Below are 25,997 nucleotides of genomic sequence, written 5' to 3'. Positions count from 1 at the left end.
GCGCCCCCTCGGGAATACTTGGATTCGACATGTGATGTCGACCGAGGGAGACGCGCATGGGCCGCGAGGTCACCCGTGTGGTGTTCACCCGCAAGGACCGGCAGGTGTTCCGAGAGAAGGTGCACAACTGCCTCGATGCCCTCGCGGATCTGCTGGCGGGTGAGCAGGCGCCCGACGGCGAACCGACCGTGGGACTCGAACTCGAACTGAATCTCGTCGACACCCACCGGGAGCCGGCGATGGTGAACGCATCCGTGCTCGACGCCATCGCCGATCCGGCGTACCAGACCGAGCTCGGCCAGTTCAACATCGAGGTCAACGTCGCTCCGCGCCGGCTCGACGGCACCAATCTGGCGGAGCTCGAGGACGAGCTGCGGACCACACTGAACCAGGCCAACGAGCGGGCCCGCGCCGGTGGAGGCCGGCTGGCGATGATCGGCATCCTGCCGACCCTGCGCAAGCGGCACCTCGACCAGCGGTGGATGTCGTCGGACCCGCGGTACACGGCGCTCGCCCAGCAGATCCTCGCGGCCCGCGGGGAGGACATCGAACTCGACATCACGGGGGTGCCGCTGCCGGGCCGTCAGGACACCGAGCGCCTCGCGACGGTGACCGACACGATCCTCGCGGAGGCCGCGTGCACGTCCACCCAACTCCACCTGCAGGTCTCGCCCAGCGAATTCGGTGCCCACTGGAACTCGGCGCAGATGCTGGCGGGAGTGCAGGTGGCGATCGCCGCGAACTCCCCGTTCTTCGTCGGCCGGGCGCTGTGGCACGAGACCCGCATCCCGCTGTTCGAGCAGGCGACCGACACCCGTCCGCTGGAGCTGAAGAATCAGGGTGTGCGTCCGCGGGTCTGGTTCGGAGAGCGGTGGATCTCGTCGATCTTCGATCTGTTCGAGGAGAACTCCCGGTACTTCCCGGCCCTGCTCCCGGAGTGCACGGACGAGGAACCCCGCGCCGTGGTCGCTGCCGGGGGCACCCCCGAACTTGCCGAACTGCGCATGCACAACGGGACGATCTATCGCTGGAACCGCCCGATCTACGACACCACCGCCACCGACCACCATCTGCGCCTCGAGAATCGGGTGCTGCCGTGCGGTCCCACCGTCCGCGACACCGTCGCGGACGCGGCCTTCTACTACGGCGCGGTGCACTCGCTGGCGCATGCGGAACGCCCCTCGTGGTCGCGCATGCCGTTCGAGGCGGCCGCCGCCAATCTCCAGGCCGGCGCACGGCGTGGGTTCGAGGCGCGCCTGTTCTGGCCCGACATCGGCGCGGTCGCCCCGCACGAGCTGGTGTTGCAGACACTCCTGCCGTTGGCACACGACGGCCTGGACGCCCTCGGGGTCGCGCCCGATGTCCGCGACACCTATCTGGGAATCGTCGAGGAACGCTGCCGCGGCCGCCGCAACGGCGCGAACTGGCAGCGCGCGGCGGTGGCGGCGCGGGAGAACGCGGGCGAAAGCCGGGACGCGGCGCTGAGCTCGATGCTCTCCGACTACCTCGATCGCATGCATTCGGCGTCGCCTGTCCACACCTGGGATTGAGCCCGGCACCACCTACCTCCGAGTAGTGTCGGCCCATGACCCGCACCCGCGACCTCGACGTCGTCGTCTACGGCGCCACCGGCTTCGTCGGCAGGCTCACCGCCGAGTACCTCGCCCGACACGCCCCCGCCGGCACCCGGATCGGGTTGGCCGGCCGGTCCCGCGAACGGCTCGTGCGGGTGCGTGAGGGCCTGCCCGGGGCGGCGGAGTGGCCGCTGCTGATCGCGTCCGCCGACGACGCGGACTCACTGACGGCACTGGCGAACGCCACCCATGTCGTGGTCACCACGGTCGGCCCCTACGCCAAGTACGGCATCGACCTGGTCCGTGCCTGCGCCGAGGCGGGCACCGACTACGCCGACCTGTCCGGCGAAGTGCTGTTCGCACGCGAGTCGATCGACCGGTTCCACGACGTCGCCGCGGGGACCGGCGCCAGGATCGTGCACGCCTGCGGGTACGACTCGATCCCATCCGACCTCGGGGTGCACGTGCTGCACGAACAGGTGGCCGCGGACGGAGAAGGCACCCTCACCGACACGACGCTGGTGGCATCGCTGCGCGGCGGCGTGAGCGGCGGCACCATCGACTCGATGCGCACCCTCGTCGACACCGTGAAGTCCGACAAGCGGGCCCGTTCGATTGCGCTGCAACCGTATTCACTGAGCCCCGAGGTGGCCGCGGAACCGGACCTGGGCCGTCAGCCCGACACCGAACTGGTCAAGGGCTCGGACATCTCGCCGGATCTGAAGGGCGTGACGGCGCCGTTCGTCATGGGATCGACGAACACCCGGGTGGTGCGGCGCAGCAATGCGCTGCGGGACTGGGCGTACGGGCGCACGTTCCGGTATCGGGAGGTGATGAGTGTCGGCACGTCTCCCCTGTCGCCGGTGCTCGCGGCGGGAGTCGCCGCCGGCCTCGGCGCGCTGATCGCCGGACTGTCGTTTCCCCCGACCCGTTGGGCGCTCGACCGGGTGCTGCCGAAGCCGGGCGAGGGCCCGAGCGAGAAGACGCGGAGGACAGGGCATTTCACCAGCGACGTCCACACGACCACGACCACGGGCGCCCGGTACGTGTCGCGGATCCGGGCGCAGGGTGACCCCGGGTACGCCGCCACCGCGGTCATGCTGGGCGAGTCCGCCCTCGCCCTGGCCCTGGACCGGGGCGCACTGCCGGACGCGGCCGGCGTGCTCACACCCGCGACGGCGATCGGCGACCGCCTGGTGGATCGGCTACGCGACGCCGGGTTCGAGATCACCGTCCGGAGGACGTAGTCGTTCCGGCGCGAGGTCGCCGTCCGGAGGACGTAGTCGGTCCGGCGCGAGGTCACCGTCCGGAGGACGCGGTCCGGCCGCGCGGTCGACGGACAGGACACCCGCGACCAACAGCGTCTGCCCCGCTATGTAGGTGAGCATGACCCAGAAACCCTTGGCGGGTGGGTTGAACCAGTCCGCGAACGCGCCGAGCGCGATCATCGAGTCGGACAGCAGGAACAGTGCGCCGCCCCACGCGGCGATGCGGCCGAGCCCGGTGGCGAGCACCGCCATCGAGCCCAGACACAGTCCGTAGACCAGCGCCGGCGCCAGCAGAACCCCGGCGCCGGGGGCGCATGCGACGACCAGCAGCACGATCGCGACGGCGCATGCCGCGAGGGCGGGGCGGGTCGCGAGTGCCCGGGACCGATACGGCCAGAATGCGACGATGTAGGCGATCTGCGCGAGCAGGAAGAAGCCGATCATCACCAGGAACGCGGTGTCGCCGTCGAAGAAGGACGGGGCGGAGTCACCGAGCCAGGAAAAGCCCAGTGCCAGCAGCGTCGTGCGCACGAGCCGCGAACGCGGAGCATCGGTCGACAGCGCGAGCGTCGCCGCCAGCAGCGGCATCAGCAGGTACTGACTGATCCGGTCCACCGTGCCTGCCCCGGCCAGCTGGGCGACGAGGTGGACGACTGCGACGACGCCGAATGCCGCCGCGGCGACCGTCGCGGTACCGGTGGACTTCCGGTCGGCGTGACGGGTGGCTCCGCTGCGCTTCGCACCTGAGATCATCGGGCCATCGTAGAGCGCGGGGTACGGTGCAGATGTGGCGTCAGCGCAGCGGTTCCACGACGAATACGAGCGCGGGTGCGCCCTGTCCTCGGATCCGGGGTGGGTGCACCATCCGGCGCCGTCGGGGTTCCTGACGTCCCGGCTGCCGACGACCGCGCTGGCGTCGGGTTCGGTCGGTGCGCTCGCGTCGGCGGTGAATCGGTTGCTCGTGGCCCGTGGCCGTGAGCCGCATCCGTGGTTTCTCGATTCCGAACGGATCGCGGCGTCGTTCGCGGGCGAGAAGGTGCTGCGGATCGACGGGCAGCCCGTCGCCGGGTTCGCGCCGATGTCGGGGTTCTTCGCGGCGTCGGACGGGTGGGTCCGCACGCACGCGAACTATCCGCACCATCGGCTGCGGCTGCTCGCGGCACTCGACCTTCCTGCCGACGCCGATCCGGGCATGCTGTCGACCCGGGTCGGTGAACTGACCGCGCAGGAGGTCGAGGACCGGTGCGCCGAGGCGGACGCGGTTGCGGCTCGGGTTCGCAGCGAGGACGAATGGGCCACGCACCCACAGGGACTGGAGGCTGCGCGCGGGCCGCTGGTGACGATGACGACAGCGGACGGATGGCACGAGGGCGCGGTGCTGTCGGTCGCCGACCCCACCCGCCCGCTTGCGGGCCTGCGGGTACTCGACCTGACGCGGGTGCTCGCCGGTCCGGTCGCGGCCCGCGCGCTGGCCATTCTCGGCGCCCAGGTGCTGCGCGTCGATTCGCCTCACCTGCACGAGATCGACTGGCAGCACCGTGACACCGGGCAGGGCAAGCGGACGACGCTGCTCGATCTGACGCTCGACGAGGAGTTGTTCGCGATGCGCGCACTGCTCGAGACCGCGGACGTGCTCGTCACCGGCTATCGCCCGGGCGCGCTCGACCGGTTCGGGCTGACGGAGCGGCCGGGACTGGTGCACGGGTCGGTGAGTGCATGGGGCACGAGCGGCCCGTGGGCTCGGCGACGCGGCTTCGACTCGATCGTGCAGGCCGCGTCGGGAATTGCGCTCGTCGAGGGCGGTGAGCGTCCCGGTGCGCTACCGGTCCAGGCCCTCGATCATGCGAGCGGCTACCTGCTGGCGGCTGGCATCGTCGACGCAGTCGCGCTGCGGGTCGGCGACGGCCTGGGGCGTTCGGTTTCGGTGTCGCTGGCACGAACCGCCCATTCCCTCCTCGGCGCTCCGGGGCGGGTGGAGCAGCCTCCGGCGCCACTCGCGCCCGGCGCGTCCGCGACCGTCACCCACGGCGCGATCACCTCTGCGCGTCCCGCACTTCCCGGACGTGCCGAGTACCCGTTCCCGGCTCACGACTGGGGTGCCGATGCGCCGCACTGGGTTTGAGGGGGGTGAGAGGATCTGTCCGTGCGTGAACACCATTACGGCCTCGAGGTGGCGTGGACCGGGAATCTCGGCTCGGGTACTTCGTCCCCGACGAAGTACAGCAGGGACCATCATGTCGCCGCAGACGGCAAACCGCCGGTCCTCGCCAGTTCGGATCCGGCATTTCGTGGTGACCCACGACGCTGGAACCCCGAGGAACTGCTCGTCGCTTCCATCTCCGAATGCCACATGCTCTGGTTTCTCGGCCTTGCCGCCGCGGACGGCATCGTCGTCACGGAGTACACCGACCGTCCGACCGGAACCATGGTCGAAGAGGCGGGCGGGGCGGGGCAGTTCACGTCCGTCACCCTTCGGCCCGAGGTGGTCGTCGCGCGCAGTTCCGGGAACGCGGGGGACGTGATCGCGGCGGTCGCGGACCTGCACCGGCGTTCGCACGAGACGTGCTTCATCGCCCGCTCCGTCAACTTCCCCGTCCGGCACGACCCGACGACGCGAATCGAGGACTGACGTGGCGCCGACTCCCCTGTTCGTCGACGTCGACACCGGGATCGACGACGCTCTTGCACTGCTGTACCTGGTCGCCAGTCCGGATGCCGAGATCCTCTCCGTGGCGAGCACGGCGGGCAATGTGCCCACCGCACAGGTCGCTGCGAACAATCTGGCCTGGCTGGACCTGTGCGGCAGGCCCGACATCGAGGTGACGCTGGGTTCACCGGTGCCGCTGACCGACGACCTGCGCACCACCGAGGACACCCATGGACCGCAGGGGCTCGGCTACGCGGTGCTGCCACCGTCGACACGCGCGCTCGCCCAGCGTGACTCGGCCACCGCGTGGGTCGAGATCGCCCGCTCGCGCCCCGGTGAGGTGACGGGCCTGGTGACCGGACCGATGACCAATCTCGCGCTGGCGCTGCGGATGGAGCCCGAACTGCCGCTGCTGTTGAACCGGCTGGTCGTCATGGGTGGCGCGTTCAACCATCCCGGGAACACGACACCGAAGGCGGAGTGGAACATCTCCGTCGACCCCGAGGCCGCGAAGGTGGTGTTCGACGCGTTCAGCGCGGCACCGCCCGACCGCAGGCCTCTGGTGTGCCCGCTCGACATCACCGAGACCATCGAGATGCGACCGACCCATCTACGCCGGCTCGCCGAGGCCGCAGGCAGCACGCCGGTCGAGCTGATCACCGAGCAGGATCCTCCCGGAACACGCTCGCGTACAGCCAATCCCGTCCTCCGCGCGCTGTCCGATGCCATCCGCTTCTACCTGGAGTTCCACCGCGACCACGGGCAGGGATTTCTGGCGCACATGCACGATCCGTTCGCGGCGGCCCTCGCCCTCGACCCGGCCCGAGCGACGACCAGGCCCGCGACCGTGGACGTCGAACTCACCGGGACGCTGACCCGCGGCTGCACGGTCGCCGACTGGCACGGTATGTGGGGACGTGCACCGAACGCCGACATCGCGGTGGACACCGATCCCGAGGCGTTCTTCGACGACCTGATCGACCGCATCGGGTCCCGCCTGTGTCAAACGGCGGATATCTGAGCGCATCATTGTAATGTCAACCGCGCCGTCGGTTCTCGCCGACAGCGAGCGACGAGAGAACAGAGCGGGGTGCCATGCGCAATCACCGACGGGTACTTGTGGTCCTGGCCGTGGTGCTGGCTCTGCTGGGCGTGCCGGTGCTGGCCGCCGCCCAGACCACCACGCCGGTCCCACCGGCCCAGCCGCTCGCGCTGGTGTACCGGGGTCCGGCGTCGGTGCCGGGCACCGCAGAATCCGTTGCCGTGGTGCTGCGCAACTCACCGTCCAAGTTCCGGATCGAATACGTCGGCCCGAACGACACCCCGATCACCGCGGCCACCCTGGCCCGCGCCACCGTCTTCGCCCAGCCCGGCGGACCGAGCCTGAGCACCGCATGGAAGGCGATGAAGCCGTACTCCACGCTGATCAAGAACTGGATCGCGGCCGGCGGCAACTATCTCGGCTTCTGCGTCGGCGGCTATCTGGCCGGTGCCACACCGGGGTACAATCTGCTGCCCGGTGACACCTCCCAGTACAGCGCGAAGCGCGGCGCGACGGTGTGGGACACCAAGCCCGCGCGGTCGACGATCGTCTGGCGGGGAACCGAGTACACGACCTACTTCCAGGATCCGCCGGCCTTCGAGCTCAACGCCGGGCACGGCGCCACCATCCTCGGCACGTACAAGGGTGGCGAGGTGGCCGCGCTCGCCACCGACTACGGCAAGGGCCGGGTCGGCGTCGTGGGCCCGCACATCGAGGCCGACAAGAGCTGGTTCGTCGACGACGGGCTGTCCCCGGACGGTGCGGTGAACCCGCAGCTCGCGTACGACCTGATCGAAACCACCGTGCGCGGCAACAAGACCGCCACCACGACCCCGCCGGCAACGACTACCACGACCGCCCCGACGACCACCGCCGTCCCGGCACCGACGACCACTGCCGTCCCGGCGACGACGGTCGCGGCACCGATCACCACCACACCCGCCGCGCCCGCCGCTCCGGCTCCTGCGCCGGTCGCACCCCAGGTCACCGCCCCTGCCGTGCCCGCACCCACGACGACGACCACACCGCCGGCCCCGACCACTTCGACCCCGCTGCCGGCCACCACGACGCCGACCCGCCCGACGCTGCCGTGGCCGTTCGACCGGCTCTCGGAAGTGCCCTTCCTGCAACCGTTCCTGACCGGTTACGACGCAACTGCGGCGCCGGTGCCACAGCCCGCACCGTAGAAGGCCGCGGCGCCGGGGTGCGGCCGGACCCCGGCGCCGCGCGGTCTCCGGCACACAACGCGATCAGCTCGACCTTCGCCTCGGTCCGGTCCGTCTGCGCCGACGCGGACTCCGGCGCGGGCACCCGCTTTCGCGCGAGCTTCCGGCCGGGCGTACAGCCGAATGTCGACGACGAGCGTCGACATTCGGCAGCCCACGGGACCCCACCAGGGCGGTCAACACCGCGCCCACGGTGTCCGGATTAGCCTCCGGGTGTCCAGCGGCCCTCCCATGCGCGCGCACCCGACTGTGACCGCCGCCACTTCCTAACAGGAAGCACGGGTGAACCCGAGGGTGAAATGTCCCGAACGACGTGCACCGAAGGATGTCGCACGCCACCCCCGCCGCCCAGGATTCCCGGGGCGAGAATCGCCGAAATGTCCAGCACGAACGGAACAAAAAGGTCATTTCCGGACCCCGCCGTCGCGGCCCGACCCGCCGTCATGGACAATCGTCCAGAAATTTCGGGAGCGTGATTGACTGTGGCACTCGAAAGTCAATTAGCCAGTAATTAGCTCCGAAGGATGTCGATGTCAGGCGCGCAGACGCACCCGTCAGCGGACCACACTCACGGCACCGGCACCCGGCCGCGCCGCCTCGAGCACGTCTTCGAAACGGCCTGTGACCGGACCCCGCACGCGACCGCCCTCCTCTGTGAGGAAGCCGCATTCACCTACGCCGATCTCGAATGGCGAGCGAACCAGCTGGCGCACCACCTGATCAACGTGGGCGCGGGCGTCGGCGCACGGGTCGCGATCCTGCTCGAGCGTTCACCGCACACCTATGTCGCCCTGCTCGCCGTGCTCAAGGCGGGCGCCGCGTTCGTCCCGATCGACCCGGCCTCCCCCGCCGACCGCGTCGACTACATCACCCATGACGCGGGCGTCGACCTCGTCCTGACCAGCGCATCGTTCGCCGGCCTTCTCGAACCGCTCGGCGTCCCGTGGACGGAGATCGACGGCGAGGCGGACCTGATCGCCACCCAGCCGGTCACCCGCCCGACTTTCCAGGTGGCACACCGCGATCCGGCCGCCTACATCATCTACACATCGGGTTCGACGGGGCGACCGAAGGGTGTGGAGGTCGCGCAGTCCAGCATCTGCAACTTCCTCGACATCGTGCCCACCGTCTACGACGTGCAACCGACCGACCGCGTCTACCAGGGCATGACGATCTCCTTCGACTTCTCCATCGAGGAGATCTGGCCGACGTGGGCGGTGGGCGCCACCCTGGTCGCCGGGCCGACCGGCGCCGGTCGCCTCGGCGGTGAACTGGCTGACTTCCTCGAAGGCAACGGCGTCACGGTGCTCTACTGCGTTCCGACGCTGCTCGCGACGATTCCGCGCGAATTGCCACTGCTGCGCAACATTCTCGTCGGCGGCGAGGCATGCCCCCGCGAACTCGTCGAGCGGTGGGGCCGCCCGGGGCGCCGGATCCTGAACACGTACGGCCCCACCGAGGCCACCGTCACCGCCACCTGGTGCGAGCTGGTTCCCGGCCGCCCGGTCACGATCGGTGTCCCGCTGCCGACCTATTCGTGCGTCATCCTCGACGAGGACCGACGCGTCGTCCCGGACGGCGAGGTCGGTGAGCTCTGCATCGGCGGCCCCGGGGTCGCACGCGGCTACATCGGGCGCCCCGATCTGACGGCGGACAAGTTTCTCGACCTTCCGGAGAGCGGCATCGCCGGCCGGATCTACCGGACCGGTGACCTCGCGCGCTGGACCGAGTACGGCGAGATCGAGTATCTCGGCCGCGCGGACAGCGAGGTCAAGATCCGCGGTCACCGAGTCGATCTCGGTGAGATCGAGAGCGTGCTCCTCGTCGACGAGGACGTCGCCAGCGCCGTGGTGTCGCTGGTGACGGTCGCCGACGTCGAGCAGCTCGCCTCCTGGGTGGTGCTGATGCCGGGCACGGACGCGGGCCCCCTGGCCGTCGACGCCCTCCTCGCACGGCTCGACGCGGAAACCTCCCGGCGACTGCCCGACTACATGGTCCCGACGTTCATCGACATCGTCGACGAGCTGCCCATGATGCCCAGCGGCAAGGTCGACCGCCCTCGCCTGCCCGCGCCGACCGGGCGCCGGCTGTCCGGCCCCAGCGGCCCGGTCGTCGCCGCGGGTACCGACGTCGAACACGACCTGCGTGGACTGTGGGCCGACCTGCTCGGCCTTCCTGCCGGCGAGGTGTCCGTCGAAGCCGACTTCTTCACCGAACTCGGTGGCCACTCCCTCGCCGCCGCGCAACTGGTCACCCGGTTGCGAGAGAGCGGACTGCATCCGAGCGCCGGCATCCGGGACGTGTACGCGAATCCCACGATCCGCGCGATGGCCGGGGCCCTACCACCGGGCATGGGCCCGCACGCGGCGGGAGGCGGTCCCCCACCCCCGATCCCGCCTGTCGAACGCGCCGGCCGCGAACCGATCGGCAACGCCGCCGTCCGCCGCGCCGGCACGGTCCAGGCACTGTTCGTCCTGGTGGTGCTGCTGGTCGTCACCATCCCGGTCTCCATCGTCTACCGGGCGCACGACGGCCAGCCGTCGTTCGACGCGCTCGTCGACCTGCTGATCGCAACCATCCCCTCCTATCTCGGCGTGCGCTGGGTGCTGCCCGTCATCGCGATCAGACCGCTGTCCGCCGGTATCCGACCCGGCCGCTACCGGCTCTGGGGCGCAACCTATCTGCGGCTGTGGATGGTCGACCACCTGATGATGCTGGCGCCGATGCCGGTGCTCAGCGGGTCACCGCTGATGGCCCCGTTCCTGCGCGCGCTGGGAGCGCGGGTGGGCTCCGACACCCACATCGGGACGTCCATCGTCTCGTTCCCTGCACTCGTGGACATCGGCGCGGGCGCGTCCATCGGGACCAACACCGACATCCGGCCGTGGCGGGTGGCCGGCGGCGAGGTGGTCGTCGCCCCGATCTCGGTCGGCGACCATGCCTACGTCGCCGCCAACTGCGTCCTGGACCCGGGGGCCGCCGTCGGTGACGGAGCGATGCTCGGCGACCAGTCGGTGCTCGCCGACGGCGCCTCGCTCCCGCCCGGCACACGGTGGACCGGATCGCCGCCGCAGCGCGTCCGCACCCTCGATCCGCGGGTCGAGGCGATGGCCGCCGACGAGCCCGCGCCCGGCTGGGCCCCGATGACGTTGCTGCTGACCGCCTTCGGCGTCGTCACCCTCGAGGCACTGGCCATCGCGACCATCGTGCCCAGCCTCGTGCTGGTGTGGGCGGTGCTGCTCGAGTACGGCATGATCGCGTCACTGCTCGCCACTCTGGCATCCGGCGCGGTCTACGTGGCGAGCGTGTGCGCGGTGGTCGCGCTCGGCAAGAAGCTGATCCTGCCGTCGCTACCGGTCGGCACCTTCCCCGCCGCGTCGACCCTCGGCGTCAAGAAATGGGTCACCGACAAACTGTTCGAGATGAGCCTGCTCTACACGAACACGCTGTACGCGACGCTGTACACCGTGCCGTGGCTGCGCGTCCTCGGCGCCCGGGTCGGTCGCGGCGCCGAGGTCTCCACCGTCTCGCACATCGACCCCGACCTGCTCACCATCGGCGAGGAGAGCTTCGTCGCCGACATGGCCAGCCTCGGCGGCAGCACGTACTGCAACGGCCGGATGACGTTCGCACCCACCGAGGTCGGCACCCGGGCGTTCATCGGCAACGCCGCGGTCCTGCCCAGTGGCATGCGCACGGGAGACGGCTCCCTCGTCGGCGTGCTCACCGTGCCGCCCGCGGAGGGCGTGCCGCCCGACACGTCGTGGCTGGGGAACCCGGCGTTCTATCTGCCCGCCCGGCAGGACAGTGGCGAGTACTCCGAGGAGGAGACGTTCGCGCCCAGCAGTTCCGTCGTCGCGCACCGGTGGTGGATCGAGTTCTTCCGGATCGTGCTGCCGCCAACGGTGATCGGCGTCAGCCTGTACTTCTACCTGCTCGGCCTGTCGCTGATCGCCCGCAGCAGCACCCTGACCTGGACCATCCTGGCCGCGCCCGGGCTCGCCCTGCTGACCGCGCTCGGCGTGGTGCTCTTCGCCGCGGCGGTGAAGAGCAACCTGGTCGGCACCTACCGTCCGCGGGTGGAGCCGCTCTGGGCCAAGTTCGTCCGCCGCTCCGAGTTCGCGACCGGCATGTACGAATCCGCCGCCGTGCCGGTACTGCTCAACCAGCTCACCGGGACCCCCTTCCTGCCGATGATCCTGCGCTGGTTCGGGGCCGGGATGGGCAAACGGGTGTGGATCGGCACCACCTACCTCACCGAGTTCGACCTCGTGCGGGTCGGGGACGACGCGGAGATCGGCGCCGGGGTGTCGCTGCAGACCCATCTCTTCGAGGACCGAGTGATGAAGATGTCGACGGTCACCGTCGGCGCCGGAGCGACCGTCGGCACCCGCGCGGTGGTGCTCTACGACGCGATCGTCGGGCCGCACGCCGAACTCGGAGCGCTGTCGCTGCTGATGAAGGGCGACGAACTGCCCGCCGACACCCGCTGGGAAGGCATTCCGGCACAGGCGGTGCCCGCGTGAGGTACTCCCGGCACCGCCCCCTCGCCCTCGTGTACCGCGGCCGCGGCGCCACCCTGCCCGGCAGCGCCGAGTCGGTTGCCGCGCTCCTGCGGCGGAGCCGCTGGAACTTCGACGTGCACTACGTCGGCCCACGCGAGTACCTCCACCTCACCCCGGAGGTCCTCGGGTGCGCGACCGTGTACGCCCAGCCCGGCGGCGACGAGCTGGTCCCGGCCTGGCGCCGCATGCGCCGGCACCGCCCCGTCGTCCGGGACTACGTCCGCGGCGGGGGCCGGTACCTCGGGTTCTGCCTCGGCGGCTACCTCGCCGGCGCCACCCCCGGCTTCGACCTGCTGCCCGGCGACACCGACCAGTACATCGCCACGGCGCGGTCCGAGGTTCCCGGCACCGAGGCCAGAGTGGTCGACGTGCGCTGGCGGGGACGACCCCAGCCGATGTACTTCCAGGACGGGCCGACCTTCGCGCTGCCGCCCCACTTCCCTCCCGGGATGCACGTGCTCGCCGCGTACGCGAACGGCGAGGTCGCCGCCCTGACCGCCCGTTTCGGCGAAGGCCGCGTGGGAGTCGTCGGCCCCCACCCCGAAGCGGACGCCGCCTGGTTCACCGATTCCGGACTGCCCACCCCCGCCGACGTCGGCACCGCCGCCGGCCTCGACCTGATCGATGCGGTGATGACCCGATGAGCACGCAGACCACGACCGCCGCCGAGACGCGCGGCACCCGCACCCGTCCGTACCGGCTGACCGGTGTCGACCTCGCCCGCGGCATCGCCGTCATCGGGATGGTGGCCGTGCACTCGCTGATCCCCTACGGCGACGACGACCAGCCGACGCTGATCTACCGGATCTCGGCGGGGCACGCCGCGGCGATCTTCGCCGTCCTGGCCGGCGTGTCGATCGCCTTCCTGTCCGGACGCGCCCGGCAACGTCCCGGCCCGCGCGCGTACGGCATGTCCGCCGGCATCGCCGCCCGCGCCGCCGTGATCGGGGCGATCGGCCTCACCCTCGGCTACACGAACATCGACTACGGGGTGGTGATCCTGGGCTACTACGGCGTGATGTTCCTGCTCGCGATCCCGCTGATCTTCCTGAGCACCCGCACCGTCGCGGTGATCGGGGCGGCGAACGCGCTGCTGATGCCGGTCGTGAGCCAGCTGGTGCGCCCCCACCTGTCCGAGGGCCTCACCCGCCAGCTGTCGTGGGAGACATTGCTGCACAAACCCTTCGCCACGGTCGCGGACCTGCTGTTCACCGGCGAGTTCCCCGCCCTGGTGTGGATGACGTACGTCTGCGCCGGTCTCGTGATCGGGCGGCTCGACCTGCGGTCGCCGCGCATCGCCGCCACTCTCGCCGGGGTCGGGGCGGCGCTCGTGCTCGCGGCGTCGGTGATCTCGTGGATGTTCCTGCACCCATTCGAGGGCCTGGACCGACTCGTCGAGGCGTCCGGCGCCGACATCGTCGACGAAATCCTCGCGTTCGGGTCCGACGGCTGGGTGCCGACCGATTCGGGGTGGTGGCTGACGGTGTCGGCACCGCACACCGGAACCACCTTCGACCTGATGTCCACGACCGGCAGTTCCCTGCTGGTACTGGGGTTGTGTCTGCTGCTGTTCCACGTCGGAGGCACGGCGCTGCGCGTCGTTCGGATCGTCACGGCCCCGGTCGTCGCGATCGGGACCATGTCGCTCACCGCGTACGTCGGGCACATCATGTTCGTCAACTCCGACTTCGACGTGTACGGACCGTGGGACGGCTACCTGCGCCAGCTGCTCGTCATGGCGGTCGCCGCGGTCGCGTGGCGGGCCACGGCCGGCCGCGGACCACTGGAGGGTCTCGTCCGGTCGATCACCACCCGGGTCCGGCGCATCGTCGAAGCGCGTGCCACTGCCCGGCAGGCCCAGTCGTGAGCCCCGTCAGCCGCCGCAGGCTGCTGCTTGGCGCGGTCGGTGTCGGCGCGGTCGGCGCAACCGCCGCCGTGGCCCTGCCCCGCTGGCTCGAGGACGACCGCCCGGTCGCCCTCGTCTACCGCGGTCCCGCGACCTGTTCGGGGTGCGCTGAGTCGGTGGCGAGCCTGCTCGAGTCGGCACCGACCCCACTGCGGCCGGTGTACGCGGGCCCCGACGAGAACATCGACGTCACCGCCGAATCCCTCGCCGGTGCGGTGGTGTACGCCCAACCGGGCGGCGGAACGCTGAAGTCGGCCTGGCGGCACACCCGCTCGTACGCGCCTGCGCTCCGGGACTGGGTGTCCGGCGGCGGCACCTATCTCGGGTTCTGTCTCGGCGCCTACCTGGCGGGAGGAGACCCCGGGTACGGTCTGTTCCCCGGCCGGGTGCGGCAGTACATCGGCACGGACGGCGCGACCGTCGACGACACCGAGGACGCGGTCGTCGAGGTGACCTGGCGGGATCAGCGGCGGCACATGTACTTCCAGGACGGCGCGACGTTTCGGGTCGCCGATGACGACTTCTCCGCCGTCGGAGCCACGGTCCTGGCCCGCTATCCCAACGACACGGTTGCCGCGGTGGTCACGCCGTACGGCAACGGCCGCGTCGGACTGGTCGGCCCGCACCCGGAGGCGGACGAATCCTGGTACCGCGGACCGGGTCTGACGAACCCGGACGGCATCCGCTTCGACCTCGGCCACGACCTGATCGAAACCGCGCTGGCACGCCCGTGAGTACTTCCGGCCCGGGTGCGGGCCGGAAGTACTCACGGGTGCCTCCGGCGCCTACTTGTCGAACGCCTCGAGGATGCGGTGCGCGGCGAGGGCGGCGGTCAACGACCCGTCCCGCACCTGCTGTTCGACGTCGCCGCGGATGGCCTTGACGGCCGGATCGGTGTCGAGGCGGCGCAGCAGCTGGTCGTGGACCATCGACCACGTCCAGTCCACCTGCTGCTGGTGGCGTTTGCGTTCGAGTTCGCCCGCGTCGCCCAGGACCTTCCGGTGCCGCAGCACCTCGTCCCAGAACTTGTCGACGCCGACGTTCTCGAGTGCGCTCATCGTCAGCACCGGGGGCTTCCACAGCGCGTCGTGCGGGTAGATCAGCCGCAGCGCCCCGGCCAGCTCGCGGGCCGCGGCCTTGGCCTCCCGCTCGTGCTTGCCGTCGGCCTTGTTGACGGTGACGATGTCCGCGAGTTCGAGGACGCCCTTCTTGATGCCCTGCAACTGGTCCCCGGTGCGGGCCAGGGTCAGGAAGGTGAACGTGTCGACCATGTTCGCGACCGTCACCTCGGACTGCCCGACGCCGACGGTCTCGACGAGGATCACGTCGTAGCCGGCGGCCTCGATCAGCACCATCGTCTCGCGGGTCGCCTTCGCGACACCGCCCAGCGTGCCCGATGTCGGCGACGGCCGGATGAACGCGTTCGGCTCGACCGACAGGTTCTGCATCCGGGTCTTGTCGCCGAGGATCGAGCCGCCGGTCCGCGTGGACGACGGGTCGACCGCGAGGACGGCGACCTTGTGCCCCAACGAGATCAGGTACATCCCGAGGGCCTCGATGGTGGTGGACTTGCCGACCCCGGGAACACCGGTGATGCCGACACGGATGGCGCCACCGGCGTGCGGGAGCAGGCGCAGCAGCAGCTGCTGCGCCTGCTCCCGATGGTCGGTGCGGGTGGACTCGACGAGGGTGATCGCCTTCGCGATCTCCCCCCGCCGGCCCGCCAGCACCGCATCGCCGAGGGCGGTCAAGTCCAGCGGTGGACGCTTAACCGGCGCCAATCCGATCAGTGTCCCAACTGATCCGACAGCTTGGTCAGCAGCCCGACCGCCGCGTCCGCGAGGACCGTACCGGGCGGGAAGATCGCCGCGGCGCCCGCCTCGTACAGCTCGTCGAAGTCACCGGGCGGGATGACGCCGCCGACCACGACCATGATGTCGGGGCGGCCGACCTCCGCGAGGGCCTCCCGCAGCGCAGGCACCAGGGTGAGGTGGCCTGCGGCGAGGGAGGAGACACCGACGATGTGCACGTCGGCGTCGGCCGCCTGCTGGGCGACCTCCTCGGGGGTCTGGAACAGCGGTCCCACGTCGACGTCGAATCCGAGGTCCGCGAAGCCGGTGGAGATCACCTTCTGGCCTCGGTCGTGACCGTCCTGACCCATCTTCGCGACGAGGATTCGCGGACGGCGACCCTCGGCCTCCGCGAACTTCTCGACGAGTTCGGTTGCGGTGGAAATGTTCTCCGACTTTCCGGCCTCGTCCCGGTACACCCCGCTGATGGTCCGGATCTCGGCCTGGTGGCGCCCGTACACCTTCTCCAGCGCGTCGGAGATCTCCCCGACGGTGGCCTTGGCGCGGGCCGCGTTCACGGCCAGGGCGAGCAGGTTGTTCTCCATGCCGCCCTCGGTCGCGGCGGCGGCGCGGGTCAGCTCGGCGAGCGCGGCCTGCGTGGCCGTCTCGTCCCGATCGGCGCGCAGCTGCTGCAGCTTCGCCAGCTGCTCGGCACGCACCTTGGTGTTGTCGACCTTGAGCACCTCGATGCTGTCCGGCTCGTCCGGCACGTACTTGTTGACGCCGATCAGCGGCTGCCTGCCCGAGTCGATGCGGGCCTGGGTGCGGGCCGCGGCCTCCTCGATGCGCAGCTTCGGGATGCCCTCGGAAATGGCCTGCGCCATACCGCCGGCCTCCTCGACCTCCGCGATGTGTGCGCGTGCCCGGTTGGCCAGCTCGTTGGTGAGCCACTCGACGTAGTGCGAGCCGCCCCACGGGTCGATCGGCCGGGTGGTGCCGGACTCCTGCTGCAGCAGCAGCTGGGTGTTGCGCGCGATGCGGGCCGAGAAGTCGGTCGGCAGCGCGATCGCCTCGTCGAGCGCGTTGGTGTGCAGCGACTGGGTGTGGCCCTGGGTCGCGGCCATCGCCTCGACGCAGGTGCGCGCGACGTTGTTGAACACGTCCTGCGCGGTCAGCGACCAGCCGGAGGTCTGCGAGTGGGTGCGCAGCGACAGCGACTTGGCGCTCTTCGGGTCGAACTTCGCGACCAGCTCGCTCCACAGCAGACGCCCGGCGCGCAGCTTGGCGACCTCCATGAAGAAGTTCATGCCGATCGCCCAGAAGAACGACAGTCGCGGCGCGAACTTGTCGATGTCCATGCCCGCGTCGAGTCCGGCGCGGATGTACTCCACACCGTCGGCGAGGGTGTACGCCAGCTCCAGGTCGGCGGTCGCACCGGCTTCCTGGATGTGGTAGCCGGAGATGGAGATCGAGTTGAACTTCGGCATCTTCGCGCTGGTGTAGGCGAAGATGTCCGAGATGATCCGCATCGACGGCTTCGGCGGGTAGATGTAGGTGTTGCGGACCATGAACTCCTTCAGAATGTCGTTCTGAATGGTTCCGGCCAGCTGCTCGGGCGTGACGCCCTGCTCCTCCGCGGCGACGACGTACAGCGCCAGGATCGGCAGCACCGCGCCGTTCATGGTCATCGACACCGACACCTGAGACAGGTCGATGCCGTCGAAGAGCTGCCGCATGTCGAGGATCGAGTCGATCGCGACACCGGCCATGCCGACGTCACCCTGCACGCGCGGGTGGTCCGAGTCGTAGCCGCGGTGCGTCGCGAGGTCGAACGCGACCGACAGGCCCTTCTGGCCGGACGCAAGGTTGCGCCGGTAGAAGGCGTTGGACTCGGCGGCGGTGGAGAAGCCGGCGTACTGACGGATCGTCCACGGCTGGTTGACGTACATCGTGGGGTACGGCCCACGCAGGAACGGAGCGGCACCCGGGAAGCTGTCGAGCGGGTAGCCCGACGCCTCGGCGGCGTCCCGGTCGGCCTTCGTGTACACCGGCTTGACGTCGATGCCCTCGGGCGTCGACCAGACCACCTGGTCGGCCTCGTAGTTGTTCGCCTGGGCCGCTTCCTCGATGTGCGCGGTGACGTCGGCCTCGGTCGGCGCCGCGGGCGCCGGGAAGTCCGGGTCGGTCAGCGGCACGTCGGCGAAGCTGCCGATCGTGTGCTTGATGCTCATTTCGCTCCCAGGGTGTCGAGCAGACCGGTCAGGGCCGACACTGCGTCAATACGAGCGGTCAGGAAGCCGTCCGGCCGGTCCGCGCCCTGCGCGTCGGCGAACGTCTTCTCCGGTCCGGCCAGCAGGACGGTCTCGATGCCTGCGGCGCGCAGCGCGTCGACCGCGGGCACCCCGTCGGTGCCGTACCGCTTGTCGGTGCCGCAGAGCACCGCGATGGTGGTCTCGGACTCCGTCACGACCCCGGCGACGGTCGCCAGATCGAGGGTGCCGGGGTTCACCGCCTCGATGCCGCCGGAGGCGAGCAGGTTGGCGGCGAACGTGGTGCGGCCGTTGTGCTCGGCGACCGGGCCGAGCGCCGCGAGCAGCACCTTGGGCCGGTGGCCGCGCTCGGCGAGGAACCGGTCGGAGCGGTCGCGCAGCGCCTCGAAGGCCGCGCCGTAGCGGGCGACGCCCTCGAGCGGTGCGGGGCCCTCGGCCAGCGGGGCCTCGGCGAGGTTCGGGAACTCGTTGACACCGGTGACCGCGGTCTTGCGGTGTGCGATGTCGGAGTCGCGCTTGGCCCGGGTGGCACCGATGCGGTCGGCGATCACGCCGGACTCGAGCGCGGCGGTGTACCCGCCTGCGGCCTCGATCTGCTGGACGAACTCCCACGCCTTGGCCGCGACCTGCTCGGTGAGGTCCTCGACGTACCAGGAGCCGGCGCCCGGATCGAGCACGCGGCCGAGGTTCGACTCCTCGAGCAGCAGCAACTGCGTGTTGCGGGCGATGCGGGCGGCGAACGACTTGGAGGTGTCGAGGGTGCCCTCGGGCACCGCGACGTCGAACGGCAGCACCGTCACCGCGTCGGCGCCGCCGACACCGGCACCGAAGGCCGCGAGGGTGGTGCGCAGCATGTTCACCCACGGGTCGCGCTGCGCCATCATCGCGGCGGAGGTCACCGCGTGCTGCGGGGCGCCACCGAACTCGCCGGCGCCGCACACCTGCGCGACGCGCGCCCACAGGCGGCGGCCGGCACGGAGCTTGGCGATGGTCTGGAACTGGTCGTCGGTGGCGGCGAAGCGGAACTCGATCTGCCCCAACGCCTTCGAGATCGTGACGTCCGATCCGGCAAGCGCACGAAGGTATTCGAGTCCGGCCGCGACGGCGGCGCCGAGCTCCTCGGCGTCCGAGGCACCGGCGTTGTGGAAGGCGGTGCCGTCCACGGTGATCGCGCGGACGGTCTCGGGGCGCGCCGTGGCGGCGGCGGCGAGCGCGACCGCCGCAGCGAGATCGACACCGTCGGTACCGGCGAACCCGTCGGTGAGCGGGGAGGCGCCGAGGCCGACGGTGATCGCGGACCGGTCGGCGACGCCGTCACCGGCGGCGGCGCGCTCGTCGATCAGCGCGTAGAGCCGTTCGGCGACCGCGGCGACGTCGGCGCCCGCGTCCAGCGTCAGCGGCGCGAGGTCGAGCAGCACGCCGTCCAGCGCGACACCGAGGGTGTCGGCGGACAGCCCGGCGCCGCCGACACTCAGCCAGATCGCGCTGACACCGTTCTCGAGTCCGTCGAGGACGGCCTCGTTGACCAGCTTCGGATCGTTCTCGCCCGCGCCGAACGCGGCGCTGACCTTCCAGCCGCTGTTCACGTCGCGGTGCGCGTCGCGACCACGGACGAACGGGAACACACCGGGCAGCGGGGCCTCGGGGGTTTCCTCGCGCCGGGTGTACAGCGGGGTGACGGTGACACCGTCGTACGTGGTGGTGTCGAGGAGGTGTTCCGGGTCGGCCGGCAGCTCGGAAACGTCGACCTTGCGGGCCTTCGCGAGCACCGCAGCCACCGCTTGCTGCCACGCCGCGTAGTCGCGGGCAGCTTCCTCGGTCTGTGAAGCGCGTGGCACTGGAGCTTGTGACACGGTGTCAGCTTCCTCTCGGTATTCGGACATGGTCATTCCGCCTGTGATGCTAGCCCGGTGCCGTCGGGCCCTTTCCGCTGGACCACCTACCCTTCGGTAACCTCACCGCATGACCATTGCGACCGATCTGCACGAGACCCCGCAGGCCTTGTTCGGGGTGAGCAGGCCGGTCCGGGACGGTCACGTCAACCGGTCGTCCATGACACTCGGAGCCGGGTTCCCGGACTCCACCGCCGCCCTCGGCGTTCTGCTCGACGACATTCTCGGGTTCACCCTGTACCACCGGCGCGGCGACCGGGCCGGACTCGTCAGTGCCGCCCTGTCCGTCGACTTCGCCCCGACCACGGGCTGGCGCGGGCCCCACCTGGCGTCGGAGGCGCGGGTGGAGACCCTCGACGAGGACGGTGGCCTCAGCTCGACCCGCGTCGTCGATTCGGCAGGGACCCTGATCGCGACCGGAACCCTGTGGGGATCGTTCGTCGACGGCGTCAGCGAGAACCGTCCGGTGCTCACCGCGACCGCACCCGAACCTATGGCCGACGGCCCGTCGGCGCCGCCGCTCGACCTTCTCGGCGGCCGGATCGAGGAGACCGGAACCGGGTCCCGACTGACGGTGCCCGTGAACCCGGCTCTGTCGAACGTGCTCGGCATGATGCACGGCGGAATCCAGACCTGCGCGCTCGACCTGGCGGGCAGCACCGCCGCCGGGCCTTCGATGCGGACCGCGGCGCTCCGGGCCAACTTCTTCCGCCCGGTGCCACTCGACGGGCCGACGGTGTTCGACGCCGAGGTGATGCGGGCGGGCCGGCGGGTGTCGGTGGTCCGGGTCACCGTCCGCGACCACGCCGGCCGCGATTGCTCCGTCGCCACCGTCACCTGCCGGCGCGCCGCCGGAGCCCCCGCCACGGACCGGCGCGACACCGACGCCTCGGCGTCGTGCTGACGGCGGCGGTCCGCCGGCTGCGCAGCCCGAAGGCCATCGGCCTGATCGTGGTGCTCGCGGCGCTGGCCGCGGTCGCGCTGTTCGTGCCGCATCCGTCGATCGACCAGATGCGCGAATGGTCCGACTCGCTGGGCCCGGCGTTTCCGCTGGCGTTCTTCGCGGTGCACGCGATCGTGACGGTCGCCCCGGTCCCCCGCACCGTGTTCACCCTCGCCGCGGGCGTCCTGTTCGGCGCCGTCACCGGGATCATGATCGCGATCGCCGCGACGACGGTGAGCGCGGCGATCGCGCTGGTGCTCGTGCGTGCGCTCGGCCGGGACGTGGTCGCCGCCCGCCTGACCCATCCGGCGGTGCAGAAGATCGACGACCGGCTGGCCCGGCGCGGCTGGCTCGCAGTCGGATCGCTGCGGCTGATCGCCCCGATGCCGTTCTCGATCACGAACTACTGCGCGGCGCTGTCGTCGATCCGGTTCGTTCCGTACATCCTGGCGACGATCGTCGGCATCATCCCCGGCACGATCGGCGTGGTGGTGCTCGGCGACGCGATCGGGGGCGGGACCTCCCCCGCGCTGCTCGCGGTGTCGGCGCTCTGCCTCGGGATCGGGGTCGTCGGGCTCGTGATCGATGCCCGGCTCGGCGTGCCCGCCGGTCCGGAGCAGACCCTCGACCAACTGCGCTCGTCACGCCCCGGAACCGGAACAACTCCAGTCGATCCGTGAACCTTGACCGGCCCTGATCCAGGCCGCTGCTCGCCTAGAGCTGCTGCTCCCCCTCCGGCAGCGGCGGTGTCGGCAACGTGTGCTGGCCGGGTGCGCCGGGCAGCTCGTGCTCGGGGATCAGCGACGTCTCGACCGGCGTGCGCGCCACGGCTTCCGCGGCCGCGACGGCCTTCGCGACCGACGGGTCCGTCTTGGACTCGAACCAGTCCGCGACCTCGTCGGAGTCGTCCACCGGCGCGACCGGTTCCTCGGCGCTGGGCTCGTAGCGGAACACCCCGTCCTCGCCGGGCGCGCCGAGGGTCTTCGCGAAACCCTTGAGCGCGTCGCCGAAGTCGCTCGGCACCAGCCACACCTTGTTCGCATCACCCTGCGCCATCTGCGGAAGGGTCTGAAGGTATTGGTAGGCAAGCAGTTCCGGTGTCGGCTTGCCGGACTTGATGGCGGCGAACACCTTCTCGATGGCCTTCGCCTGCCCCTGCGCCTGCAGGTACTTCGCGGCGCGTTCACCCTGCGCGCGCAGGATCCGGGACTGCCGCTCGCCCTCGGCGGTCAGGATGGCGGCCTGCTTGGCGCCCTCGGCCGCGAGGATCTGGCTCTGCTTGGCGCCTTCGGCGGTCTTGATCGCGGACTCGCGGCTGCCCTCGGCGGTGAGGATCATCGCGCGCTTCTCGCGGTCCGCCTTCATCTGCTTCTCCATCGACTCCTGGATCGACGGCGGCGGATCGATGCTCTTGAGCTCCACCCGCGCCACCCGCAGACCCCACCGGCCGGTGGCCTCGTCGAGCACCCCGCGCAGCTGGCCGTTGATCGAGTCGCGGGAGGTCAGCGTCTCCTCCAGGGTCATCCCGCCGACCACGTTGCGCAGCGTGGTGGTGGTGAGCTGCTCGACACCGACGATGTAGTTGTTGATCTCGTACACCGCGGCTTGCGGGTTCGTCACCTGGAAGTACACGACGGTGTCGATGTTGAGCGTCAGGTTGTCCTGGGTGATCACCGGCTGCGGCGGGAACGAGACCACCCGTTCCCGCAGGTCGACCTTCGCGCGGATCTTGTCGACGAACGGCACCAGCAGCGTCAGCTGTCCGGACACCGTGCGCTGGTAGCGGCCGAGACGCTCGATCACCGCGGCCTCGGCCTGCGGCACCAGCGCGACGGACTTCGCCACCACGATCACCACGAGTACAACGATCACCGCCAGCACGATCAGTGCGGCCATCCCCAATCCCCTCCTGCGTTTGTCCGTACAGAGTGCCTGCAGATCCCGGCGTCTACGGTCCCCGCCACACGACGGCGGTCGCGCCGTCGATCTCCATGACCGTGACGGTGGTACCCGGCGGATACACCTCGGTGTGGTCGAGCGGGCGGGCGGTCCACACCTCACCGCCCAGTTTCACCTGGCCCTGATGCTCGGACACCTCTTCGAGCACCAGCGCGTGCTTGCCCGGCAGGGCGGCCGTGTTGGTCGGCAACACCGGTGGCGTCGCGAATCGCCGCAGCAGGGCCGGCCGGACACCGAGGATCAGGACCAGCGACACCAGCGCGAAGATCACGGCGTCGATCCACACCGGAAAGTCCGTCACGGCGCTCACCCCGGCCGTGGCGAGCGCACCGCCGGCGAGCATGAGCAGGAAGAAGTCGCCCGTCGCCGCTTCCGCGGCGGCGAGCAGGACACCCGCAACCAACCAGATCACTGCCGCCACGCCACCATCTAACCACCCGGATGCCCGCGGCGGCGGTGCGCGCGAGCGGGATCAGTCGACAGTCACGAAGTCGACCAGCCGCTCGACCGCGCCGATCAGCGGGGCCTCCAGGTCCCGGAACGAGGACACCGCGCCGTACACGCGACGCCAGCCGTCCTGCGGTGTGCCCCAACCGAGTTCGCGGCACACCCCGGTCTTCCAGTCCTGCCCCCGGGGGATCTTCGGCCAGGCGTCGATGCCGACCGCCTTCGGGCGCACCGCCTCCCACACGTCGATGTAGGGATGCCCGGTGACCATGACGTACGGGCCGAGGCCCCGGGTCAGCGCGGTCTCTTTCGACCCCTCGACCAGGTGATCGGCGAGGACCCCGACCTTGCGGCCCGGGCCGGGACCGAACTCGGCCAGCCGCTCGGGCAGGTTGTCGAGACCTTCGAGCTGCTCGACGACGACTCCCTCGACCCGGAGGTCGTGACCCCAGACCCGTTCCACGATCGCGGCGTCGTGCACGCCCTCCACCCAGATCCGGCTGGGCAGCGCGGTGCGGGCCTTCAATCCCTCGACGCGGGTCGAACCGGACGCCGAGCGGGTGGCGGCGGCCGGCTTCTTCGCGGTCGGCCGGGTCAGGGTGACCGGTTTGCCGTCGATCAGGAACGCGGCCTCGCGCATCGCGAACAGCCGGGTCTGCTTACGGCCGTCCTCGAGGCGGACGTAGTCGCCGTCGTAGGTCTTCTCCATGCCGACCACCGCACCGCACCATCCGGTGGCGGCGTCCTCGACGACCAGGCCACGGTCGGCGGGCACCTTCGGGTACTCGCGGGCCCGCCGCCGGGTGTGCCCGTCGAAGATGTTCCCGCCGTACATGTCGCGTCCACTCACGACCGACCAGGCTAGTGCCACTCCGCGCCGCACCGTCCTAAGCTTGACTACCGTGTCCTGCCCCAGCATCAGCTTCACTCTCTGGTCCGCCGCGTGGCTCGCCGGCGCGAGTTCACCCGACGACGCGATCGACGCCGTCCGGGCGTGGGCCCCGATGCACCTGATCGCCTCCGCGGACGCCGAGGTCGCGCTGCAGTGGGATCTGCCGTGGCCCGATCCCACCGACGCCGGTCCGGTGACACTGCTGCGCGCGGTGCGAGCGGTCACCACCGCCGATCCCGGGGCGGCGCCGATTCTCGTGCTGCCCGCCGCGGGCGACGTCCGCGGGCTGCCCGCCCGAACCGAGTTCGCCGCGGCGGCGCTGGCCGCAGGCCAGGGCGTGATGATCGGTGCGCCCGGATCCCCGGGAATCGGGGTGGTGCCGACCGTCGAGGGCCCGGACGTGTTGCGGTGGACGGTGTACTCGGTCCCCGAGATTCCGCGTCCGGTCGAGCAGTTCGGTCTCGGCGAGGCGGAGTACGCGTTGCGGGAGGCGGTCCGGGAGGCCGCCGACGCGCTCGCGTCGATGCACGGCGGGTTCGATCCCGGGCAGGGCGATCCCCGGGCGCGGATCGCGGATGCACTGGCGGACCTCTCGCGGCACACGACACCGGACGGCACGTCTGCACGGGCGCTGCGGATCCTCGACACCGCCGATCAGGTCGCGGCGATCCTCACCGTCGCCGGCGAGTCCTCGGGCCGGGCGCAGTCCGCGAGCGGCGCCAGCGCCCGGGACGACACCCTGCGACCGCTGTGGACGGCGGTGCGGACCGCACGGGTGGCAGCGGTGACGTCGTGCGTGGGCGCCGGGCAACCCCGCCCCTGACCGGTGAGCACCCCCCTGCGCGCGCGAGTCACTTTCTCCAGAACAGGTGGTGCGTCACGCCGCTCGGGCTGGGCACGATCTCGAGGTGGAACCGGTCGGTCAGCTCCTCCGGTGTCTCCCAGAGTTTCAGTCCGGACCCGAGCTCGAACGGCGAAACGGCCACGTGCATGGTGTCGACGAGGTCGGCGTCGAGGAACTGCCGGATGGTGGTGACGCCGCCGCCGAGCCGGACGTCCTTGCCCTGCGCCGCCGCGCGGGCCTGCTCGAGGACGGTGGCCGGGTCGCCGTCGACGAAGTGGAACGTGGTGTCCGAGAGCGTGAACGAGGGGCGCTTGTGATGGGTCATCACGAACACCGGGGTGTGGAACGGCGGCTCGTCGCCCCACCAGCCGAGCCATTCGAGATCGTGCCAGGGTCCGCGTTGGGGCCCGAACTTGTTGCGGCCCATGATCTCGGCGCCGATGTTGTTGGCGAAGTCTCGGGTGAAGTAGTCGTCGAGGCCGCGGCTGCCGCCGGGGTCGGTGCGGTTGGGCCAGCTGGCCGTCGCACCGGCCCAGGCGAACATGGCGCCGTGGTCGAAGCCGAACGGGCTCTCGAAGCTCTGGTTCTCCCCGGCGGCGATCCCGTCGCTCGAGACGTTGAAGTTCTGGACTCGCAATAGCTGGTTCACTGTGCTCCCTCGCTGTCCGATGATGGTGATACGGGAGTTGAGACTCGTCCGGTCGGCCAAAGTAATCGGTTCGCGCCGGCGCC

At 70.7% G+C, this 25,997-nt stretch carries 21 protein-coding genes; 13 read left to right on the top strand and 8 right to left on the bottom strand.

The window, feature by feature from the left end:
* Positions 1 to 56 precede the first annotated feature (56 nt).
* Both ACWDUM_RS20165 and ACWDUM_RS20160 read left to right on the top strand, forming a co-directional pair.
* The gene (locus tag ACWDUM_RS20165) at positions 57 to 1,550 is read left to right on the top strand and encodes a glutamate-cysteine ligase family protein (RefSeq protein ID WP_450113737.1); all 1,494 of its coding nucleotides are present in this window, start codon (positions 57 to 59) and stop codon (positions 1,548 to 1,550) included.
* Between the two features lie 35 nt (positions 1,551 to 1,585).
* Positions 1,586 to 2,821 carry a saccharopine dehydrogenase family protein gene (locus ACWDUM_RS20160; protein ID WP_450135316.1) on the top strand — a complete coding sequence of 412 codons (1,236 nt, stop codon included), beginning with the start codon at positions 1,586 to 1,588 and terminating at the stop codon, positions 2,819 to 2,821.
* Here ACWDUM_RS20160 and ACWDUM_RS20155 read toward each other — a convergent pair.
* Entirely contained in the window at positions 2,780 to 3,595 is an 816-nt protein-coding gene (locus ACWDUM_RS20155) for a lysoplasmalogenase (protein WP_450135315.1), read from the bottom strand. The two genes, ACWDUM_RS20160 and ACWDUM_RS20155, sit on opposite strands and share 42 nt — an antisense overlap.
* 34 nt (positions 3,596 to 3,629) lie before the next feature.
* Between ACWDUM_RS20155 and ACWDUM_RS20150 the strand changes: the two genes are divergently transcribed.
* From ACWDUM_RS20150 to ACWDUM_RS20115, 8 genes are all read left to right on the top strand, one after another.
* Positions 3,630 to 4,964 carry a CoA transferase gene (locus ACWDUM_RS20150; RefSeq protein WP_450135314.1) on the top strand — a complete coding sequence of 445 codons (1,335 nt, stop codon included), beginning with the start codon at positions 3,630 to 3,632 and terminating at the stop codon, positions 4,962 to 4,964.
* Between the two features lie 21 nt (positions 4,965 to 4,985).
* A complete protein-coding gene (locus tag ACWDUM_RS20145) occupies positions 4,986 to 5,471 on the top strand; it encodes an OsmC family protein (protein WP_450135313.1) in 486 nt (161 codons plus the stop codon).
* 1 nt (position 5,472) lies between these two features.
* Positions 5,473 to 6,510: a nucleoside hydrolase gene (locus ACWDUM_RS20140; RefSeq protein WP_450135312.1), complete on the top strand. Its 1,038-nt coding sequence runs from the start codon at positions 5,473 to 5,475 to the stop codon at positions 6,508 to 6,510.
* A gap of 74 nt (positions 6,511 to 6,584) precedes the next feature.
* Positions 6,585 to 7,718 carry a BPL-N domain-containing protein gene (locus ACWDUM_RS20135; protein WP_450135311.1) on the top strand — a complete coding sequence of 378 codons (1,134 nt, stop codon included), beginning with the start codon at positions 6,585 to 6,587 and terminating at the stop codon, positions 7,716 to 7,718.
* A gap of 569 nt (positions 7,719 to 8,287) precedes the next feature.
* Positions 8,288 to 12,283, top strand: a complete 3,996-nt coding sequence (locus ACWDUM_RS20130) for a Pls/PosA family non-ribosomal peptide synthetase (protein WP_450135310.1) — start codon at positions 8,288 to 8,290, stop codon at positions 12,281 to 12,283.
* Positions 12,280 to 12,966: a BPL-N domain-containing protein gene (locus ACWDUM_RS20125; RefSeq protein ID WP_450135309.1), complete on the top strand. Its 687-nt coding sequence runs from the start codon at positions 12,280 to 12,282 to the stop codon at positions 12,964 to 12,966. Before ACWDUM_RS20130 ends, ACWDUM_RS20125 begins: the two co-directional genes overlap by 4 nt.
* Positions 12,963 to 14,189, top strand: coding sequence for a heparan-alpha-glucosaminide N-acetyltransferase domain-containing protein (locus ACWDUM_RS20120; RefSeq protein WP_450135308.1), 1,227 nt, complete (start codon positions 12,963 to 12,965; stop codon positions 14,187 to 14,189). The genes ACWDUM_RS20125 and ACWDUM_RS20120 overlap by 4 nt, the downstream gene beginning before the upstream one ends.
* Entirely contained in the window at positions 14,186 to 14,962 is a 777-nt protein-coding gene (locus ACWDUM_RS20115; RefSeq protein WP_450135307.1) for a BPL-N domain-containing protein, read from the top strand. The genes ACWDUM_RS20120 and ACWDUM_RS20115 overlap by 4 nt, the downstream gene beginning before the upstream one ends.
* Positions 14,963 to 15,013: 51 nt before the next feature.
* On the opposite strand, the gene meaB is transcribed toward ACWDUM_RS20115, so the two are convergent.
* The 3 genes from meaB to ACWDUM_RS20100 are packed head-to-tail and all read right to left on the bottom strand — an operon-like array spanning position 15,014 to position 20,126.
* Complete coding sequence (meaB, locus tag ACWDUM_RS20110; RefSeq protein ID WP_450135306.1) at positions 15,014 to 16,009, bottom strand: methylmalonyl Co-A mutase-associated GTPase MeaB; 996 nt, start codon at positions 16,007 to 16,009, stop codon at positions 15,014 to 15,016.
* Between the two features lie 5 nt (positions 16,010 to 16,014).
* A complete protein-coding gene (scpA, locus tag ACWDUM_RS20105; RefSeq protein WP_450135305.1) occupies positions 16,015 to 18,249 on the bottom strand; it encodes a methylmalonyl-CoA mutase in 2,235 nt (744 codons plus the stop codon).
* On the bottom strand, positions 18,246 to 20,126 hold the full coding sequence (locus ACWDUM_RS20100) for a methylmalonyl-CoA mutase family protein (RefSeq protein ID WP_450135304.1): 1,881 nt from the start codon (positions 20,124 to 20,126) through the stop codon (positions 18,246 to 18,248). Before ACWDUM_RS20100 ends, scpA begins: the two co-directional genes overlap by 4 nt.
* Before the next feature lie 124 nt (positions 20,127 to 20,250).
* Between ACWDUM_RS20100 and ACWDUM_RS20095 the strand changes: the two genes are divergently transcribed.
* Together ACWDUM_RS20095 and ACWDUM_RS20090 are read left to right on the top strand one after the other, a co-directional pair.
* Positions 20,251 to 21,084, top strand: coding sequence for a PaaI family thioesterase (locus ACWDUM_RS20095; protein ID WP_450135303.1), 834 nt, complete (start codon positions 20,251 to 20,253; stop codon positions 21,082 to 21,084).
* On the top strand, positions 21,078 to 21,803 hold the full coding sequence (locus tag ACWDUM_RS20090) for a TVP38/TMEM64 family protein (protein ID WP_450135302.1): 726 nt from the start codon (positions 21,078 to 21,080) through the stop codon (positions 21,801 to 21,803). The genes ACWDUM_RS20095 and ACWDUM_RS20090 overlap by 7 nt, the downstream gene beginning before the upstream one ends.
* A 34-nt stretch (positions 21,804 to 21,837) precedes the next feature.
* Here ACWDUM_RS20090 and ACWDUM_RS20085 read toward each other — a convergent pair whose 3' ends face one another.
* From ACWDUM_RS20085 to ACWDUM_RS20075, 3 genes are read right to left on the bottom strand one after another with little or no spacing between them, the layout of a single operon-like run.
* Positions 21,838 to 23,019, bottom strand: coding sequence for an SPFH domain-containing protein (locus tag ACWDUM_RS20085; RefSeq protein WP_450113754.1), 1,182 nt, complete (start codon positions 23,017 to 23,019; stop codon positions 21,838 to 21,840).
* A 52-nt stretch (positions 23,020 to 23,071) separates the two neighbouring features.
* Positions 23,072 to 23,503, bottom strand: coding sequence for an NfeD family protein (locus ACWDUM_RS20080; protein ID WP_450113755.1), 432 nt, complete (start codon positions 23,501 to 23,503; stop codon positions 23,072 to 23,074).
* 51 nt (positions 23,504 to 23,554) lie between these two features.
* Positions 23,555 to 24,379: a DUF3097 domain-containing protein gene (locus ACWDUM_RS20075; protein WP_450113756.1), complete on the bottom strand. Its 825-nt coding sequence runs from the start codon at positions 24,377 to 24,379 to the stop codon at positions 23,555 to 23,557.
* A 52-nt stretch (positions 24,380 to 24,431) separates the two neighbouring features.
* Between ACWDUM_RS20075 and ACWDUM_RS20070 the strand changes: the two genes are divergently transcribed.
* A complete protein-coding gene (locus tag ACWDUM_RS20070) occupies positions 24,432 to 25,244 on the top strand; it encodes a hypothetical protein (protein ID WP_450135671.1) in 813 nt (270 codons plus the stop codon).
* Positions 25,245 to 25,272: 28 nt separating this feature from the next.
* On the opposite strand, the gene ACWDUM_RS20065 is transcribed toward ACWDUM_RS20070, so the two are convergent.
* Complete coding sequence (locus tag ACWDUM_RS20065; RefSeq protein WP_450135301.1) at positions 25,273 to 25,914, bottom strand: dihydrofolate reductase family protein; 642 nt, start codon at positions 25,912 to 25,914, stop codon at positions 25,273 to 25,275.
* Positions 25,915 to 25,997: the final 83 nt, after the last annotated feature.

The organism is Rhodococcus sp. NPDC003322, assembly GCF_053589555.1.
This window is presented reverse-complemented; position numbering and strand designations above follow the sequence as displayed.